This window comes from Leifsonia sp. ALI-44-B (assembly GCF_001984125.1).
Lineage (GTDB): Bacteria > Actinomycetota > Actinomycetes > Actinomycetales > Microbacteriaceae > Okibacterium.
Window position 1 is genome coordinate 1,805,074 of sequence record NZ_MTQL01000007.1, and the last position, 17,064, is coordinate 1,822,137.

General features: G+C 68.7%; 16 protein-coding genes. 14 read left to right on the plus strand and 2 right to left on the minus strand.

The annotated features are described in order from the left end of the window. Nucleotides 1–72 precede the first annotated feature (72 nt). The 5 genes from ALI44B_RS15355 (at nucleotide 73) to rbfA (ending at nucleotide 7,148) form a co-directional block, all read left to right on the plus strand. Nucleotides 73–1,848 (plus strand): proline--tRNA ligase, encoded by a 1,776-nt coding sequence (locus tag ALI44B_RS15355; RefSeq protein ID WP_077055403.1) that lies wholly within the window; start codon nucleotides 73–75, stop codon nucleotides 1,846–1,848. Between the two features lie 140 nt (nucleotides 1,849–1,988). Beyond that, complete coding sequence (nusA, locus tag ALI44B_RS15360; protein ID WP_077055404.1) at nucleotides 1,989–2,978, plus strand: transcription termination factor NusA; 990 nt, start codon at nucleotides 1,989–1,991, stop codon at nucleotides 2,976–2,978. A gap of 282 nt (nucleotides 2,979–3,260) precedes the next feature. Then, nucleotides 3,261–3,506 carry a YlxR family protein gene (locus ALI44B_RS15365; protein WP_077055405.1) on the plus strand — a complete coding sequence of 82 codons (246 nt, stop codon included), beginning with the start codon at nucleotides 3,261–3,263 and terminating at the stop codon, nucleotides 3,504–3,506. Between the two features lie 84 nt (nucleotides 3,507–3,590). Beyond that, on the plus strand, nucleotides 3,591–6,434 hold the full coding sequence (gene infB, locus ALI44B_RS15370) for a translation initiation factor IF-2 (protein WP_077055406.1): 2,844 nt from the start codon (nucleotides 3,591–3,593) through the stop codon (nucleotides 6,432–6,434). 150 nt (nucleotides 6,435–6,584) lie between these two features. After that, nucleotides 6,585–7,148 (plus strand): 30S ribosome-binding factor RbfA, encoded by a 564-nt coding sequence (rbfA, locus tag ALI44B_RS15375; RefSeq protein ID WP_077055407.1) that lies wholly within the window; start codon nucleotides 6,585–6,587, stop codon nucleotides 7,146–7,148. A 275-nt stretch (nucleotides 7,149–7,423) separates the two neighbouring features. Here rbfA and ALI44B_RS15380 read toward each other — a convergent pair whose 3' ends face one another. After that, complete coding sequence (locus ALI44B_RS15380; protein WP_077055678.1) at nucleotides 7,424–8,287, minus strand: HhH-GPD family protein; 864 nt, start codon at nucleotides 8,285–8,287, stop codon at nucleotides 7,424–7,426. Nucleotides 8,288–8,412: 125 nt separating this feature from the next. Between ALI44B_RS15380 and ALI44B_RS15385 the strand changes: the two genes are divergently transcribed. The 5 genes from ALI44B_RS15385 (at nucleotide 8,413) to ALI44B_RS15405 (ending at nucleotide 11,889) form a co-directional block, all read left to right on the plus strand. Next, nucleotides 8,413–9,087 carry a nucleoside/nucleotide kinase family protein gene (locus tag ALI44B_RS15385; RefSeq protein WP_077055408.1) on the plus strand — a complete coding sequence of 225 codons (675 nt, stop codon included), beginning with the start codon at nucleotides 8,413–8,415 and terminating at the stop codon, nucleotides 9,085–9,087. 93 nt (nucleotides 9,088–9,180) lie between these two features. Continuing rightward, nucleotides 9,181–10,104, plus strand: coding sequence for a tRNA pseudouridine(55) synthase TruB (gene truB / locus ALI44B_RS15390; RefSeq protein ID WP_286140839.1), 924 nt, complete (start codon nucleotides 9,181–9,183; stop codon nucleotides 10,102–10,104). Continuing rightward, on the plus strand, nucleotides 10,101–10,469 hold the full coding sequence (locus tag ALI44B_RS15395; protein WP_077055410.1) for a hypothetical protein: 369 nt from the start codon (nucleotides 10,101–10,103) through the stop codon (nucleotides 10,467–10,469). The genes truB and ALI44B_RS15395 overlap by 4 nt, the downstream gene beginning before the upstream one ends. 41 nt (nucleotides 10,470–10,510) lie before the next feature. Next, nucleotides 10,511–10,960, plus strand: coding sequence for a hypothetical protein (locus tag ALI44B_RS15400; RefSeq protein ID WP_077055411.1), 450 nt, complete (start codon nucleotides 10,511–10,513; stop codon nucleotides 10,958–10,960). Then, the gene (locus ALI44B_RS15405; RefSeq protein ID WP_077055679.1) at nucleotides 10,957–11,889 is read left to right on the plus strand and encodes a bifunctional riboflavin kinase/FAD synthetase; all 933 of its coding nucleotides are present in this window, start codon (nucleotides 10,957–10,959) and stop codon (nucleotides 11,887–11,889) included. Before ALI44B_RS15400 ends, ALI44B_RS15405 begins: the two co-directional genes overlap by 4 nt. Before the next feature lie 10 nt (nucleotides 11,890–11,899). Here the strand turns inward: ALI44B_RS15405 and ALI44B_RS15410 are convergent, their stop codons facing one another. Continuing rightward, nucleotides 11,900–12,598, minus strand: a complete 699-nt coding sequence (locus tag ALI44B_RS15410; RefSeq protein WP_083710111.1) for a maleylpyruvate isomerase family mycothiol-dependent enzyme — start codon at nucleotides 12,596–12,598, stop codon at nucleotides 11,900–11,902. 195 nt (nucleotides 12,599–12,793) lie between these two features. On the opposite strand from ALI44B_RS15410, the gene ALI44B_RS15415 reads away from it, so the two are divergent. The 4 genes from ALI44B_RS15415 to ALI44B_RS15430 all read left to right on the plus strand — a co-directional run. Continuing rightward, nucleotides 12,794–13,738, plus strand: a complete 945-nt coding sequence (locus ALI44B_RS15415; RefSeq protein ID WP_077055413.1) for a sugar-binding transcriptional regulator — start codon at nucleotides 12,794–12,796, stop codon at nucleotides 13,736–13,738. A gap of 76 nt (nucleotides 13,739–13,814) precedes the next feature. Next, the gene (gene deoC / locus ALI44B_RS15420; RefSeq protein WP_407668767.1) at nucleotides 13,815–14,777 is read left to right on the plus strand and encodes a deoxyribose-phosphate aldolase; all 963 of its coding nucleotides are present in this window, start codon (nucleotides 13,815–13,817) and stop codon (nucleotides 14,775–14,777) included. 59 nt (nucleotides 14,778–14,836) lie between these two features. After that, complete coding sequence (locus ALI44B_RS15425) at nucleotides 14,837–16,405, plus strand: aldehyde dehydrogenase family protein (RefSeq protein WP_077055415.1); 1,569 nt, start codon at nucleotides 14,837–14,839, stop codon at nucleotides 16,403–16,405. After that, nucleotides 16,402–17,064, plus strand: a 663-nt coding sequence (locus ALI44B_RS15430; RefSeq protein WP_083710113.1) for an aldehyde dehydrogenase family protein, incomplete at its 3' end; no start/stop codon positions are given. The genes ALI44B_RS15425 and ALI44B_RS15430, both read left to right, overlap by 4 nt.

Below are 17,064 nucleotides of genomic sequence, written 5' to 3' on the forward strand. Positions count from 1 at the left end.
CGAACACCCGGCGCACCCGCCCGACGTCGCCACCCGACGCGGCCGACCGGCCCCTGCCGCTAGCATGGTCAGGTGGTCACGCGTCTCAGTAATTACTTCCTCCGCACCCTCCGTGAAGATCCCTCCGATGCGGAGGTGACGAGTCACCGGTTGCTGGTGCGCGCGGGCTACATCCGCCGCCAGGCCCCCGGCGTCTTCGCCTGGCTGCCCATCGGCCTGCGGGTCAAGAACAAGATCGAGCAGATCATCCGCGAGGAGATGGCCGCGGCCGGCGCGCACGAGGTGCATTTCCCCGCGCTGCTGCCGCGCGAGCCCTACGAGATCACCAACCGGTGGACCGAATACGGCGACGCCCTGTTCCGCCTGCACGACCGCAAGGGTGCCGACTACCTGCTCGCGCCCACGCACGAAGAAGCTTTCACGCTGCTCGTGAAGGACCTCTACGGCAGCTACAAAGACCTGCCGCTCTCGATCTTCCAGATCCAGGACAAGTACCGCGACGAGGCCCGTCCCCGCGCCGGCCTCCTGCGCGGCCGCGAGTTCACCATGAAGGACGCCTACTCGTTCGACTACACCGACGCCGGTCTCGACGCGAGCTACCAGGCCCAGCGCGACGCCTACGAGCGCATCTTCCAGCGCCTCGGCCTCGAATACGTCATCGTCAAGGCGGATGCCGGGGCCATGGGTGGCTCGCGCAGCGAAGAGTTCCTGCACCCGACCCCCGTCGGCGAGGACACGTTCGTGCGCTCCGACCACGGCTACGCGGCCAACGTCGAGGCTTTCACGACCGTCGTCCCCGAGGCGCTCCCCATCGAGGGGCTGCCCGAGGCCGTCGTGCGCGACACGCCGAACACCCCCACCATCCAGACGCTCGTCGACGTGGCCAACGCCGAGGCGCCCCGGGACGGTTCCCCCTGGACGGCCGCCGACACCCTGAAGAACGTCGTGCTCGCGCTCACCCACCTCGACGGAACGCGGGAGCTCGTCATCGTGGGCCTGCCGGGCGACCGCGACGTCGACCTGAAGCGCGCCGAGGTGGCCTTCGCGCCCGCCGAGGTCGAAGCGGCCACCGCCGAGGACTTCGCCAAGCACCCGGGCCTCGTCAAGGGTTACATCGGGCCCGGTGACCAGCGCGGCCTCGTGCTGGGTGAGAACGGCAGCACGGGCATCCGCTACGTGCTCGACCCCCGCGTCGTCGACGGCACCTCGTGGATCACGGGCGCCAACGAGGACGGCAAGCACGTCTTCGGCCTCGTCGCGGGCCGCGATTTCACGGCCGACGGCGTGGTCGAGACGGCCGCCGTGCGCGAGGGCGACGAGGCTCCGGATGGCTCGGGCCCCGTGCACCTCGCCCGCGGCATGGAGATCGGCCACGTGTTCCAGCTCGGCCGCAAGTACGCCGAAGCGCTCGGCCTCAAGGTGCTCGACGAGAACGGAAAGCTCGTCACGGTCACCATGGGTTCCTACGGCATCGGCGTCACGCGCGCCCTGGCCATCATCGCCGAGGGCAACAACGACGAGAAGGGCCTCATCTGGCCCGCGAACGTCGCGCCCTTCGACGCGTATGTCATCGCCACGGGCCGCGACCAGGCGGTCTTCGAAGCCGCCGATGGTGTCGCCCGGGCGCTCGAGGGCGCCGGTTATGACGTGCTCTACGACGACCGCCCCAAGGTCTCGCCCGGTGTGAAGTTCGGCGACGCCGAACTCATCGGTGTGCCGAAGATCGTGATCGTCGGCCGCGGTGTCGCCGACGGCGTCGTCGAGCTGTGGGACCGCCGTTCGGGGGAGCGCACCGAGGTGCCCATCGCCGAGGTCGTCGAGCGCCTGCAGGCCCAGCGCACCATCTGAGCAAACTTCGACACGCACGCTCACGGGCGGACCGCCGATGGTCCGCTCGCTGCGTGGTGTCGTGCGGGCGCAGAGTCCGGTACGCTAGCAAGTTGTTCCGTTCTTGGTGAACGGATGTATCTGAATAGAGGAGGCCGCCGGTGGATATCGACCTCACCGTTTTGAAGATGATGGAGCGGGAACGAGAGATCCCGTTCGACGAGCTCGTGCACATCATCGAGCAGGCGATCTTGACCGCCTACATCAAGAGTGAGACGCAGGGCGGCCAGGAAGCTCCAGAAGCCCGGGTCGAACTCAACCGCAAGACCGGCCACGTGTCGGTGCTCATTCCCGAGCGCGACGAAGAGGGTGTCGTCATCGGTGAATCCGAGACCATGCCGGATGACTTCGGCCGCATCGCCGCTTTCGCCGCCAAACAGGTCATCAACCAGCGTCTGCGCGACATCGCCGACGACGCGGTTCTCGGCCAGTTCAAGGGTCGCGAGGGCGACATCGTGGCCGGTGTGATCCAGCAGGGTCCGAACCCGCGCATGATCCACGTCGACCTGGGAACGGTCGAGGCCATCATGCCTCCCGAGGAGCAGGTGCCGGGCGAGGACTACAAGCACGGTTCGCGTATCCGCGTCTACGTCACCTCGGTGGCCAAGGGGCAGAAGGGTCCGCAGATCACGGTCTCGCGCACCCACCCGGGTCTCGTGCGCAAGCTGTTCGCGCTCGAGGTTCCCGAGATCGCGTCGGGTGTCGTCGAGATCATCTCGCTGGCCCGCGAGGCCGGCCACCGCACGAAGATCGCGGTGAAGGCCAATGACCCGAGCGTCAACGCCAAGGGCGCCTGCATCGGCGAACTCGGCCGCCGCGTGCGCGCCGTCACCGACGAGCTCGGCAACGAGAAGATTGACATCGTCGACTACTCGCCGAACCTGCCGGTCTTCGTCGCCAACGCCCTGTCGCCCGCCAAGGTCTCGAGCGCTTTCGTGCTCGACGAGGCCACGAAGGCCGTCCGCGCCCTGGTGCCCGACTACCAGCTCTCGCTCGCGATCGGCAAGGAGGGCCAGAACGCCCGCCTCGCCGCGAAGCTAACGGGCGCGAAGATCGACATCCAACCGGATTCCGTCATGGAATCCGATTAGAGGTCGATCTTCGCGCCGGGGAGAGACGGCGATTCAGCCGTCTCTCCCCGGTCTCGGGCACAGCCCGAGCACAAGCACAGCTATTCAGCCACTACCGCGCGGCATCTAGCTCATGCAACCCCAAGGCGTCGCCCCGAAGGCCCCTGGCCCCGAAGGCTCCCGCCCCAAAGGCTCACGGCCCCCGCGGCCCCCCGCCCCAACACTCACCACAACCCCCAGCAGCCACTCACCCTTCCCCCCAAAAGTGAGTGGCTGAACCCATGTCAGGAGGGGAGTGCTAAGATGGAACCACTACGAACGTGCGTCGGATGCCGTTCACGTGCCCCACAAACCCACCTCTTGCGATTCGTCGCGCGCGGTACGGAGCTCGTCGTCGATGAGGCGGCGGTTCTGCCCGGTCGAGGGGCATGGATCCATCCGAATCTCGATTGTTACCACCTCGCAGAGAAACGCCGAGCTTTCGGTCGCGCTCTTCGCGCTGGCAACGCCATCGACACGACACACCTAGAGAAATGGCTGAACGGCTAATGGACAACTAATGAGCGGCTCGAAATGAGACCCGTCCGTAAGTGAGGTCTGCCCTGTCCGGGGTCAGACCCAGACAGGAGAATAGTGGCTGGAAAACCACGCGTACACGAGATCGCATCCGAACTCGGTGTCGACAGCAAGGTCGCCCTTGCGAAATTGAAAGAGCTTGGCGAGTTCGTCAAGTCCCCGTCTTCGACGATCGAACCCCCCGTCGCGCGCAAGCTGCGTGCCGCGCTGGAGTCCGAGGCATCGAAGGCTCCCGCAGCGTCCGGCGCACCCGCGCCGAAGGCTCCCGCGGCCAAGGCCCCCGCGACGGGCGCCGCGTCCGCCGCGAAGCCGTCGTCGGGCCCCACGCCCGCAACGGCCAAGAAGGCTCAGGATGCTCCGGCTCCCGCGCCCGCTCCGGCAACCCCGGCCAAGGCTGCTCCCGCTCCGGCGGCGCCCGCCGCGCCAGCCGCCGAGAAGCCCGCTGCTGCATCCGCTCCGACGCCGGCAGCCGCTGCGCCGAAGTCCGAGGCTGCGCCCGCGTCCGATGCTGCCCCGGCAGAGTCGTCCGCAACCCCCTCTTCCTCGAAGCCGACCCCCGGCCCCGCGGCTCCTCCCCGTCCGGGTGGCGCAGCAGGTGCCCGTCCCGGCGCCCCGCGTCCGGGTAACAACCCCTTCGCGTCGTCGCAGGGCATGGGTCAGCGCCCGCCGCGTCCCGGCAACAACCCCTTCGCCAGCGCGCAGGGCATGGGTCAGCGTCCGACGCCGGCCAACATCCCTCGCCCGCAGGCTCCTCGCCCCGGCAGCCCCCGTCCCGGTCAGCCGGCACAGGGTCAGCGCCCCGGCGGTCCCGGTCGTCCGGGTGGAGCAGGTCGCCCCGGTGGCGGCGGCTTCCAGCGTCCCGGCGGTGCCGGTGGCGCCCCCGCGGCCGGTGGCTTCCAGCGTCCCGGCTTCGGCCCCTCGCGTCCCGCGGGTGGCGGCGGCGGTCGCGGCCGTGGCCCCGGTGGTGGAACCGCCGGTGCGTTCGGTCGTGGCGGCGGCAAGAGCAAGTCGCGCAAGTCGAAGCGTACGAAGAGGCAGGAATTCGAGCTGCGGGAGGCCCCGTCGCTGGGTGGCGTGAGCGTTCCCCGCGGCGACGGCAACACCGTCATCCGCCTGCGTCGCGGTGCCTCGATCTCCGACTTCGCCGACAAGATCGACGCGAGCCCGGGAAACCTGGTCACGGTTCTCTTCCACCTCGGTGAGATGGCCACGGCGACCGAATCGCTCGACGAGGCCACCTTCGAGGTGCTCGGCGACGAACTCGGCTACAAGATCCAGATGGTTTCCCCCGAGGACGAAGACCGCGAGCTGCTCGAGGGCTTCGACATCGACCTCGACCAGGAGCTCGAAGACGAGGGCGACGACCAGCTGGTCATCCGTCCCCCCGTCGTCACGGTCATGGGTCACGTCGACCACGGTAAGACCCGCCTGTTGGATGCCATCCGAAACGCCAACGTCGTTGCCGGCGAGGCCGGTGGCATCACGCAGCACATCGGTGCCTACCAGGTCGTCACCGAGCACGAGGGCCTCGAACGCGCCATCACCTTCATCGACACCCCGGGTCACGAGGCGTTCACCGCCATGCGTGCACGTGGTGCGCAGGTGACCGACATCGCGATCCTGGTTGTCGCGGCCGACGACGGCATCATGCCGCAGACGGTCGAAGCCTTGAACCACGCCCAGGCGGCCAACGTGCCGATCGTGGTCGCGGTCAACAAGATCGACAAGCCCGACGCCAACCCCGCCAAGGTTCGTCAGCAGCTGACCGAATACGGTCTGGTTGCCGAGGAATACGGTGGAGACGTCATGTTCGTCAACGTCTCGGCTCGCGAGAACGTGGGCATCCAGGACCTGCTCGACGCCGTTCTGCTCACCGCAGACGCCGGGCTCGACCTGCGCGCCAACCCCGATAAGGACGCACGCGGTGTGGCCATCGAAGCGAAGCTCGACAAGGGCCGCGGTTCGGTTGCGACCGTGCTCATCCAGTCGGGAACGCTGCGCGTTGGAGACGCCATCGTCGCCGGCACGGCTTACGGCCGTGTGCGAGCGATGGTCGACGAGAACGGCGACACCGTCGCCGAGGCCGGCCCGTCGCGCCCCGTGCAGGTTCAGGGTCTGTCGAGCGTTCCCCGCGCTGGCGACACGTTCCTCGTCACCGAGGAAGACCGCACGGCACGTCAGATCGCCGAGAAGCGTGAAGCCGCCGAGCGCAACGCCTCGCTGGCCAAGGCTCGCAAGCGCATCAGCCTCGAGGACTTCACCCGCGCACTCGAAGAGGGCAAGGTCGAGTCGCTCAACCTCATCATCAAGGGCGACGTGTCGGGTGCTGTCGAAGCGCTCGAAGAATCGCTGCTCAAGATCGAGGTCGACGACAGCGTGCAGCTGCGCATCATCCACCGTGGTGTGGGTGCTGTCACCGAGTCCGACGTCAACCTGGCGACGATCGATAACGCGATCATCATCGGGTTCAACGTCCGCCCCGACCCGAAGGCCCGTGAGCGCGCCGCCCGCGAGGGTGTCGACATCCGGTTCTACTCGGTCATCTACAACGCACTCGAGGACGTCGAGCAGAGCCTGACCGGCATGCTCAAGCCCGAGTACGAAGAGGTCCAGTCGGGTGTGGCCGAGATTCGCGAGGTGTTCCGTTCCTCCAAGTTCGGAAACATCGCCGGTGTCATCGTCCGCTCCGGAACGATCACGCGAAACGCCAAGGCTCGCGTCATCCGCGACGGCGTCGTGGTCGGCGACAACCTGGCCATCGAATCGCTGCGTCGCTTCAAGGACGACGTCACCGAGGTGCGCACGGACTTCGAGGCCGGTATCGGTCTCGGCAAGTTCAACGACATCCAGATCGGCGATGAGATCGAAACCACCGAGATGAAGGAAAAGCCGCGCGGCTAATCCCCACCTCCGAACCGGAGCCGGTCGGTCGCCCCAGGGCGGTTCGACCGGCTCCGGCCGTTAACGGATGTCGGTGCCACGACGGGGCGCTCCGGCATCCGATCACCGAGCGATAAGCTCGAACTCGCAGATTTACAGAAAGAGGACACCATGGTCGATCACGCACGCGCCCGCAAGATGGCTGACCGCATCAAAGTGGTCATCGCCGAACGCCTCGACCGCGGCATCAAAGACCCGCGGCTCGGGTTCGTCACCATCACCGACGTTCAGGTGACGGGCGACCTGCAGCACGCCAGCGTCTTCTACACCGTCTACGGTTCCGACCAGGAGCGCGCCGACACGCAGGCCGCGCTGAAGTCCGCGACCGGCATGCTGCGCTCCGAGGTGGGCAAGAACATCACGGCGCGCCTGACGCCGTCGCTCGAATTCATCCTCGACGCCATCCCCGAGAACGCTCAGCACATCGAAGACCTGCTGCGCACGGCGCGCGAGCGTGACGCCGAGGCGCTGAAGTTGGCGCAGGGCGCGAGCTACGCGGGCGACGAGAACCCCTACGTGACCGACGCCGACGACGAGGACGACGAGGCGGATGCCGCCGCGGCGCCTGTGGCGGCCGCCGCACCTGTCGCAGCCGACGAGACTGCCGCGTCTGACGACGAGAGCACCTCGGATGACGACGAAGCCGTCTCTGGCGACGACGACGCCACGAAGTAGCGTTAGCTTTCCTCGGCGTTGAGCCGGGGAACTCAAGCGATCGGGAGACCGGCGGGCACAGGGTGTCCGCCGGTTTTCTGTTCCCGTCGCGAGGCCGGCCTCGCGTGACAGCCTCGGGCGACATCGAGACGCGCGCTAGTGAGAGCGTCTGGTAGCGCGGCCGACGCGTCAACGTGTGCCCAGGCACTCAGCTTCCCGGGAAGGGTGGAAGAGCCCGCGTCAGCGAACCACGTCTTGCGGCGTAGCGCGCCGCGGCTGGGAGGCCGAGGCTGGAGTTACGGCAGGACGTAGCCCTCGTCCTCGGGCACCGCGAGGCCGTCGGCGACGAGACCCGTCAGGGCGCGCTGCAGCTGGTCGACGTCGGGCCACAGGCCCGCGATCTCGGCGGGGGTGACCGGCCGGTGGGTGTGGCGCAGCTCGGCCATGATGAGCCCGCGCACGTGGCGGTCAGAGCCCTCGTACTTCTTCTGCACGGCCTTCTTCTGGCCCGTGTACTCGGGATAGCCCGCGGCGCGCCAGCGGCAGACGTCGCGCAACGGGCATTCGTCGCACAGCGGGGAACGGGCCGTGCAGCGGATGGCGCCGAGCTCCATGATGCCCGCGTTGAACGCGCGTGCGTCGGCCAGATCATCCGGAAGCAGCGCCGTCATGGCAGGAAGGTCGCGTTTGGCCGACGGGGGACCGGGCTGACCGTTGCCGTCGACGGCGCGCGCGATGACCCGGCGCACATTCGTGTCGACCACGGGGTGCCGCAGGCCGTATGCGAAGACGCTGACGGCGCGCGCGGTGTAGTCGCCGATGCCCGTGAGTGCGAGCAGCTGATCGACGTCGGAGGGGACGACCCCGCCGTGCCGCTCGGTGATCTCGACGGCCGCGCGGTGCAGCCACAGGGCCCGTCGGGGATAACCGAGGTTGGCCCACGCGCGCACGGCCTCCCCAGGCGGCGAGGAGGCCAGGTCGGCGGGTGTCGGCCAGCGCGCGAGCCACTCGTCGAGACGCGGTATGACGCGGGCGACGGGCGTCTGCTGCAGCATGAATTCGCTGACCAGCGTTCCCCACGCCGTGAAACCGCGGCGGCGCCAGGGCAGGTCGCGGGCGTTCTCGGCGAACCACGCGATGATCGGTGTCGCGACATCCATCGGCGAGGCGTGCTCACGTTCGGCGGCGTCGGGCAGCGGTGATTCGGATGATTCGGGCATCGGTTTCAGAGTACCCGCCGGTCAAGCCCCGAACGCCCGTCGGGGGTGCGGAGTAGGCTGAAAACATGATGCTGGCGAACACTCCGAGGGTTGTCCTTCTGCGCGATCTGCGCGACGAGATCTCGCACAACTATGGCGTCGGGCGCACGATCGTGGCGGTCGACGGCATCGGTGGATCGGGCACGACCGAGTTCGCCGACGGGCTGGCCGAGGTGTTCCGCGAGCAGGGGCGTGCGGCCTTCCGAGCATCCATCGACGACTTCCACCGGCCGCGCACCGAGCGCTACCGCCGGGGTGAGAGCGACCCTCACGGTTTCTACGAGGACTCGTTCGACTACAGCCTGTTCCGGCGCGTGCTCATCGAGCCCTACCGTTTGGGCGGCAGCGCGGGTTTCCAGCTCGTGGGCTTCGACGAGCGGCGCGATCAGACGGCGCAGTCGGCCTGGGTCACCGCTCCGCGCGACGCCGTGCTCATCGTCGACGGGGTCTTCCTCAACCGTGACGAGCTGCGGGGCCTCTGGCACTACTCCATCCGGCTCGACGTGCCCTACAGCGAGGCCTACCGCCGGCTGCACGAGACGCTGGGCGTGGATGCCGATCCCGAGGCTCCCTCGAACGCGCGCTACGTGGGCGGGCAAGACCTCTATGAAGCCGAAGGTGACCCGCGCACGCGCGCCACGGCCGTGATCGACAACGCCGACCCCGCGCATCCACGCCGCCTGTTTCTCGACAGCTGCTGATCGCCGTGGCACCGCCGCCTCGACCGGCCCCCGCGCGGGCCGAGGTGCGGGTTATGGCAGGATTCTTGCGGGGCTGAACGAGGAGTGACGAACGTGGTGTCTGCAATTCTGCTGGTCGACAAGCCGATGGGCGTGACCAGCCACGACGTCGTCGCCAAGACGCGCCGCGCCGCCGGCACCCGCAAGGTCGGCCACGCGGGAACCCTCGACCCCATGGCGACGGGCCTCCTCATCCTGGGCATCGAATCGGCCACGCGGCTGCTCACCTATGTGGTGGGCGCCGACAAGGAGTACTTCGCGACGATCCGCCTCGGGCAGACGTCGTCGACGGATGACGCCGAAGGCGAGCTGGGGGAGCGGGCCGAGGCCGCGGCGCTCGGAGGCGCGACCGACACCGCGATCGCGCGGGGCATCGCCGCGCTCACGGGCGAGATCTCGCAGCGCCCCTCGAGCGTCAGCGCGATCAAGGTTGGCGGAAAACGGGCCTATGCGCGCGTGCGTGACGGCGAAGAGGTCGTGCTGGCCGAACGCAGCGTCACCGTTTCCACGTTCGAGGTGCTCGACCGCCGCGACCTGGATGGCTTCGTGGACCTCGACGTGCGCGTCGAATGCTCGTCGGGCACCTACATCCGTGCCCTCGCGCGCGACCTGGGCGAGGCGCTCAGCGTCGGCGGACACCTCACGGCCCTGCGCCGCACGCGCGTCGGCCCCTTCCGCGTCGAGGGTGCCCCCACGTTGGCCGAGGTCATGGCCGAGGGGTTCGATGTCGCCGGCACGTCCATTGCTCCCGCAGATGCCGCAGCCGCGCTGTTCCCGGTCGTCAACCTCGACGAGCACACGGCCGTCGACCTGGGCCACGGCAAGCGCATCCCCGCCGACATCCTGCCCGACGCCGACGGCCCGATCGCGGCGATCGCTCCCGACGGGCGCCTCATCGGGCTCGTGGAGAAACGCGGCGGGGCTGGCAAGACCGTCGTCAACTTCCCGCCCGATCCGGCTCAGGGAGGCGCACGATGATCGAATGGTTCACTTACGTGCAGGTGGGCGTGGCCGTCGTCGCCGCCCTGGTCTGCTTCGTCGCGGGACTTGCGGGCAAGAAGCCCAACGACCTCACCATGGGCGCGACCGCGCTCGTCGAGGTTCTGCTGATCGTGCAGCTCGTGGTGGCCATCGCGGCGCCGTTCGTCGGCAACGAGGCATCCGGCAGCGTGCCCGAGTTCTACGTCTACCTCATCTCGGCCCTCATCCTGCCCGCCGCGGCCGGGTTCTGGGCGCTGCTCGACCGCAGCAAGTGGAGCACCGTGATCCTCGGAGTCGCGTGCATCGCCATAGCCGTCATGGTCTACCGCATGTACCAGATCTGGGCGGTCCAGGGCGCCTGAGCGCGAGCGTCCCGCGGCAACGAGAATAGAATCGACACGATATGACTGAGCAGAGCGCATCCGCCCCCGCACCCGCCGGAACCCCCGCATCCGGCCGCATCACCGGCATCGGCCGACTCCTCGTGGTCGTCTACGCCATCCTGGCGCTCGGCGCGACGGGCCGCTCGGTGTTCCAGCTCGCCACCAAGTTCGACGAGGCACCCGTGGCCTATTCGCTGTCCGCCGTGGCCGCGGTGGTCTACATCGTCGCGACCGTGGCGCTGGTCCTCTCGCGACGTGGTGCCGCACGACTCGCCTGGATCACCATCGGCTTCGAGCTCGCCGGCGTGCTCGTCGTGGGCCTGTGGAGCGTGCTCGACCCGGCGCTCTTCGCCCACCCCACCGTGTGGTCGTACTTCGGCGTCGGCTACCTGTTCATCCCGCTCGTGCTGCCCGTGCTCGGCCTGATGTGGCTCGCGGGACAGCGCAAGCGCGAGCGGACGGCCGCCTGATGCTCTACACCGACCTCAGCGAGATCCCCGAAGGCTACGGGCCGTCGGCGGTCACGATCGGCAAGTTCGACGGTGTGCACGCCGGACATCGCGCCGTCATCCACGAACTTCTCGAAGAGGCATCCGCACGCCACGCCACGAGCGTCGTCGTGACCTTCGACCGGCATCCGCTCGCGCTGCTCAACCCCGAGAAGTGCCCGTCGTCGCTCGTCGGCAACCGGCAGAAGGCCGACCTCATCGCGCAGACGGGTGTCGACGACACCGTGCTGCTGCGCTTCGACGAGGCGTTCAGCCAGAAGAGCCCCGACGCGTTCGTGCGCGACATCCTGGTCGAGGCCCTGCACGCCGTCGTCGTCCTCGTGGGCGCCGACTTCCGGTTCGGCCATAAGGGCGCCGGCACGGTCGAGACGCTCACCGAGTTCGGTCGGCAGTACGGCTTCGAGGTGCGCGTGGTCGAAGACGTCGCCCCGAAAGACGGGCGGCGCGTGTCGTCGACGTGGATCCGCGAACTGCTCGCGCAGGGTGAAGTGCGCCAGGCCGCCGAACTGCTGGGTCACCTTCCCACCGTCAGCGGCGTCGTCGTGCACGGAGCAAAACGCGGGCGCGAGCTCGGTTTTCCCACGGCGAACCTCTCACCCGACTCGGATGGCCTCATCCCGAGCGACGGCGTCTACGCGGGCTGGTTGGTGCGCGGCGACGTCTCCTACCCGGCCGCCATCTCCGTGGGCAACAACCCCACCTTCGACGGCGTGCCGCAGAAACAGGTCGAGGCTTACGTGCTCGACGAGACGCTCGACCTCTACGACGACGTGGTCGACGTGAAGTTCGTCGAGCGCCTGCGCGGCCAGGTCGCCTATCGCGGCATCGAACCGCTCATCGAACAGATGCACGAAGACGTCGCCAAGGTGCGCGACATCCTGACGGCCTGATCGCTCTGGCCTATGCCAGCTCGGGCCCGCGGAACGGCGCGTTACCCGGCGCCTCGATATGCGTGCGCGCCAGCTTCGCCGGGTTGGGCCCCTGCGCCTTACGGCCCGTGAGGTAGAGGATGATGCTCGCGGCGTCGGCCACGATGGGCGAGCCGTTGCCGATGCTCCAACCCGCGTCGCCCGCCACCAGACGGCGATTGCGCAGCAGGAGTCGGGCGTCGCGGCCGGCGGTGGCCTGAGCCATCCGTGCCACCTGATGCGTCGATTCGGGCGCGAAACCGAGCGGCACGTTGAGGGGTTGCAGGGCGTCGTAGCCGTGCACGATCGCCTCCATGAGCTCGGCGGGGTTGGTGCGGCCGACGCCCTTCGACTTCTGGGCCGCGATGCGCCGCAGTTCGGCCACGAGCATCGGGATGCTGCGCGCCTGCCCCTCGCGCCGGGCGATGTCGTCCATCGAGGCCATGGGGTTGAGGTGCCGCTTCTGCGCCGTCGTCACGAGGATGTCGCCCACGAATCGGTGGGTGGGGCTGCCGACGCGCCACACCAGGTGGCCCACGACGTCGCGCGTCGTCCATCCATCGCACAGGCTCTGGCGGCCCCACTGCTCGTCGCCGAGCGTGTCGAGCGCGTCGGCGACGACCCCGAGGGCCATGCCGATCGGGCGCCCCCTCGATGCGGTGCGGCCGGTGTGCAAACGCTGAGCTGCCATGGAGCAACTTTAGTCCGAGGGGCGCTCGGGGGACAGGGCACGAGTGCGGCGGGGCGCGCCAACGGCCGCGGGCGAACCGCGTCGAAAGCTGCTCACATGAGCAAAACACCCCGCATGTGTTGAAACGAGCAGGGGCCCGCCGTAGCCTGGAGGCAGCCCACTCGGGCGCCCACCGCGATCGTGAAGGAGTGCAGCATGTCCGACAGCGACGAACTCCTCTCCATCCGCGCGGCCGAGCTTTACTACGACGAAGACAAGACGCAGGACGAGGTCGGCCAGATCCTCGGCCTCACGCGCTGGAAGGTCGGGCGGCTGCTCGCCCAGGCCAAGGAAAAGGGCTACATCCGCATCGAGATCGTGCACCCGCGGGCCCGCAAACTCGGCCTCGAACGCGAGCTGAGGGATGCATTCGGCCTCGCCGACGCCATCGTGGTGCCCGTCTCGGGCGCGAAGAACGACGCCGAGATCCGCGACCGGGTGGCCCAGGGTGCCGCGGACTACCTGACGGCACTGCGTCCGGTTCCCCGCACGCTCGGCATCAGCTGGGGGCGCACGCTCGACGACGTCGCCGCCAAGCTCACCGACGGCTGGGCCACGCGCGTGAACGTCGTGCAGATCAACGGTGGCGTCACCCTCAACCAGCGAGCCGGCACGGCCGCGGCCACGGCCGTCTCTATCGCCAAGAAGGCCTCGGGCGATGCCACGCTGCTGCCGAGCCCCGCCATCCTCGAACGCCTCGAGACCAAGAAGAGCATCGAGGGCGACCGCATGGTCGCACAGGTGCTGGGCATGGCCGCCGAGGCATCCGCCTATCTGTATTCGGCCGGTGTGGCCGGGCCCGATAGCGCCCACGTGCACAGCGGCTACCTCACCACCGAGAACGTGCGCGAACTCGTGCGCCGCGGCGCCGTGGGGGATGTCGTCGGCCGCTACATCGACGCCAACGGCATGATCGTCGACCCGTCGCTCGACGAGCGCACGCTCGGCCTCAGCCTCGACCAATTGCGCGCCGCCCCCACGAGCATCGCCGTCATCGCCGGGCTGGCCAAGCAGGCCGTCGCCCGCGCCATGGTGTCGTCGGGCCTCTGCACGGTGCTCGTCACCGACGAAGAGACCGCCCGCGCGGTGCTCAACCCCTGAACCTCTGACACTAAGAACGAGAAGAGACCTCATGCACGACGCCGGAAAAGAACTGGCACGGCCGACGGCCCTCGAGATGCTCGACGGCCCCATCACCGACGCGAGCCTGCGCCGCTACCTCGACGGCATCCCGGGTGTCGACGCCGTGGGCCTCGAGCAGCGCGCGGCCGACCTCGGCAGCCGCAGCATCAAGACCACCTCGAAGGCCTGGGCGCTCGACACCATCATCCGCCTCATCGACCTGACCACGCTCGAGGGTGCCGACACACCCGGCAAGGTGCGCTCGCTCTCGGCCAAGGCCGTGACGCCGGATGCCTCAGACCGCAGCACCCCGCAGGTGGCGGCCGTGTGCGTCTACGGCGACATGGTTCCCTACGCCGTCGAAGCTCTCGGCGCGCACCACTCCGTGGGCGGCGAGGGCGGCATCAACGTGGCCGCCGTCGCGACCGCGTTCCCTTCGGGCCGCGCCTCGCTCGCCGTCAAGCTCGCCGATACGGCCGACGCCGTCGACGCGGGGGCCGACGAGATCGACATGGTCATCGACCGCGGCGCGTTCCTCTCGGGTCGTTACGGCCAGGTCTACGACGAGATCGTCGCCGTGAAAGAGGCCTGCCGCCGCAGCGATGGCAGCTACGCGCACCTCAAGGTCATCCTCGAGACCGGCGAGCTGAACACGTACGACAACGTGCGCCGCGCCTCGTGGCTCTCGATCCTCGCCGGGGGCGATTTCATCAAGACGTCGACGGGCAAGGTCTCGCCCGCCGCCACGCTGCCCGTGACGTTGCTCATGCTGCAGGTCGTGCGCGATTGGCACCTGCTGACGGGCGAGAAGGTGGGCGTGAAGCCCGCCGGCGGCATCCGCTCGTCGAAAGACGCCATCAAATACCTCGTGACCGTCGCCGAAACCGTTGGCGAGGAATGGCTGCAGCCGCACCTGTTCCGGTTCGGCGCCTCCAGCCTGTTGAACGATGTGCTGCTGCAGCGCCAGAAGCTCACCACGGGCCAGTACTCGGGCGCCGACTACGTGACCATCGACTGACCCGCAGCCGGCCCACCCCACCCACTTTCGCTCTGCCAGCATCCATAGAAAGGCACGACATGAGTTTTCTCGACTACGCCCCGGCGCCCGAGTCCACCTCCGTCCTGAACCTGAAGAAGCAATACGGCCTCTTCATCAACGGCGAATTCGTCGACGGTCGCGGGGATGGTTTCGCCACCATCTCGCCCGCCACCGAGAAGCACATCGCCCAGATCGCCACGGCCACCGACGCCGACGTCGACGACGCCGTGCGCGCCGCCCGCCGCGCCTACGACACCGTATGGTCCACCATGTCGGGAAGCGACCGCGGCAAGTACCTCTTCCGCATCGCCCGCCTCGTGCAGGAGCGTGCCCGCGAGCTCGCCGTCGCCGAGAGCCTCGACAACGGCAAACCCATCAAGGAGAGCCGCGACGTCGACGTGCCACTCGTGGCCGCCTGGTTCTTCTACTACGCCGGCTGGGCAGACAAGCTCGACTACGCGGGCCTCGGCGCCAACCCGCGCTCGCTGGGCGTTGCCGGTCAGGTCATCCCGTGGAACTTCCCGCTGCTCATGCTGGCGTGGAAGATCGCGCCCGCCCTCGCCGCCGGCAACACCGTCGTCCTGAAGCCCGCCGAGACGACGCCCCTCACGGCACTCATCTTCGCCGAGATCCTGCAGCAGGCCGAACTGCCCGCCGGCGTCGTCAACATCGTGACCGGTGCGGGCGCGACGGGCCGTGCGCTCGTGGCCCACCCGGGCATCGACAAGGTCGCCTTCACAGGTTCGACGGCCGTGGGCCGCGAGATCGCGCGCACCATCGCGGGCACCGCGAAGCGCGTCACGCTCGAACTCGGCGGCAAGGCCGCCAACATCGTCTTCGACGACGCGCCCATCGACGAAGCCGTCGAGGGCATCGTCAACGGCATCTTCTTCAACCAGGGCCACGTGTGCTGTGCCGGCTCGCGCCTGCTCGTGCAGGAATCGATCCACGACGAGGTCATCGAGCGCCTGAAGCGCCGCATGTCTACGCTGCGCGTCGGCGACCCGCTCGACAAGAACACCGACGTCGGCGCCATCAACTCCCGCGAACAGCTCGACCGTATCCGCGCGCTGAGCGACCAGGGTGAGGCCGAAGGTGCCGAGCGCTGGAGCCCCGACTGCGAGTTGCCGACCGACGGATTCTGGTTCAAGCCCACCATCTTCACGGGCGTGTCGACGAGCGACACTATCGCGCGCGAAGAGATCTTCGGGCCCGTGTTGTCGGTCCTGACGTTCCGCACCCCGGCCGAGGCCATCGCCAAGGCGAACAACACGCCCTACGGCCTCTCGGCGGGCATCTGGAGCGACAAGGGAAGCCGCATCCTGGCCGTGGCCGACAAGCTGCGCGCCGGCGTGATCTGGGCGAACACGTTCAACAAGTTCGACCCGTCGTCGCCGTTCGGCGGCTACAAGGAATCGGGCTACGGGCGTGAGGGCGGCAAGCACGGGCTCGGCGCCTATCTCGCGACCGCGGCATCCGTGACGTCGCTGCCCTCGAGCATCGCCCCCTCTGTGCCCGCCGAGCTGACGACGCCCGCCGAGCCGACCGCCGCCGCACAGGCACCCACGACCGAGACCACCACCGCCCCGAACGGAGCAGCAGAATGAGCCGCCTGACCGTGCCCAAGACGTACAAGCTCTACATCGGCGGCAAGTTCCCGCGCAGCGAGTCCGGCCGCACCTACGAGGTGCGGGCGGCCGACGGCGGGTTCCTCGCCAACGCCGCCAAGGCCTCGCGCAAGGATGCCCGCGATGCCGTGGTCGCCGCGCGTGCCGCGGTATCCGGATGGTCAGGTGCAACGGCCTACAACCGCGGGCAGGTGCTCTACCGTATCGCCGAGCTGCTCGAGGGGCGTCGCGCCCAGTTCATCGACGAGATCGTGCAGGTCGAAGGCGTCTCGCAGGCCGAGGCCGCCGCGCAGGTCGACGCGGCCATCGACCGCTGGGTCTGGTACGCCGGCTGGGCCGACAAGTACCAGCAGGTCACGGGCAACGCCAACCCCGTGTCGGGCCCGTACTTCAACCTGAGCGTCGCCGAGCCCACGGGTGTCGTGGCCGTCATCGCGCCCCAGGAGAACAGCCTCATCGGCCTGGTCGGCGTCGTCGCCCCGGCTCTCGTCGCGGGCAACACCGTCGTGGTCGTGGCCTCGGCGTCGGAGCCGTTGAGTCCGGGTGCAGCCGAAGCTGCCGTGACCGATGCTCCGATGAGCGACGCGGCCATGACGCCCACCGCGGCGACGCGGATGGCGGTTTTGTTCAACATGATT

Coding starts and splice junctions, on each gene's coding strand:
- ALI44B_RS15365 (WP_077055405.1), top strand. CDS start 3,261: ATGGAACCACTACGAACGTGCGTCGGATGCCGTTCACGTGCCCCACAA.
- ALI44B_RS15385 (WP_077055408.1), top strand. CDS start 8,413: ATGATGCTGGCGAACACTCCGAGGGTTGTCCTTCTGCGCGATCTGCGC.
- ALI44B_RS15400 (WP_077055411.1), top strand. CDS start 10,511: ATGACTGAGCAGAGCGCATCCGCCCCCGCACCCGCCGGAACCCCCGCA.
- rbfA (WP_077055407.1), top strand. CDS start 6,585: ATGGTCGATCACGCACGCGCCCGCAAGATGGCTGACCGCATCAAAGTG.
- ALI44B_RS15425 (WP_077055415.1), top strand. CDS start 14,837: ATGAGTTTTCTCGACTACGCCCCGGCGCCCGAGTCCACCTCCGTCCTG.
- ALI44B_RS15395 (WP_077055410.1), top strand. CDS start 10,101: ATGATCGAATGGTTCACTTACGTGCAGGTGGGCGTGGCCGTCGTCGCC.
- ALI44B_RS15410 (WP_083710111.1), bottom strand. CDS start 12,598: ATGGCAGCTCAGCGTTTGCACACCGGCCGCACCGCATCGAGGGGGCGC.
- deoC (WP_407668767.1), top strand. CDS start 13,815: ATGCTCGACGGCCCCATCACCGACGCGAGCCTGCGCCGCTACCTCGAC.
- ALI44B_RS15415 (WP_077055413.1), top strand. CDS start 12,794: ATGTCCGACAGCGACGAACTCCTCTCCATCCGCGCGGCCGAGCTTTAC.
- ALI44B_RS15380 (WP_077055678.1), bottom strand. CDS start 8,287: ATGGATGTCGCGACACCGATCATCGCGTGGTTCGCCGAGAACGCCCGC.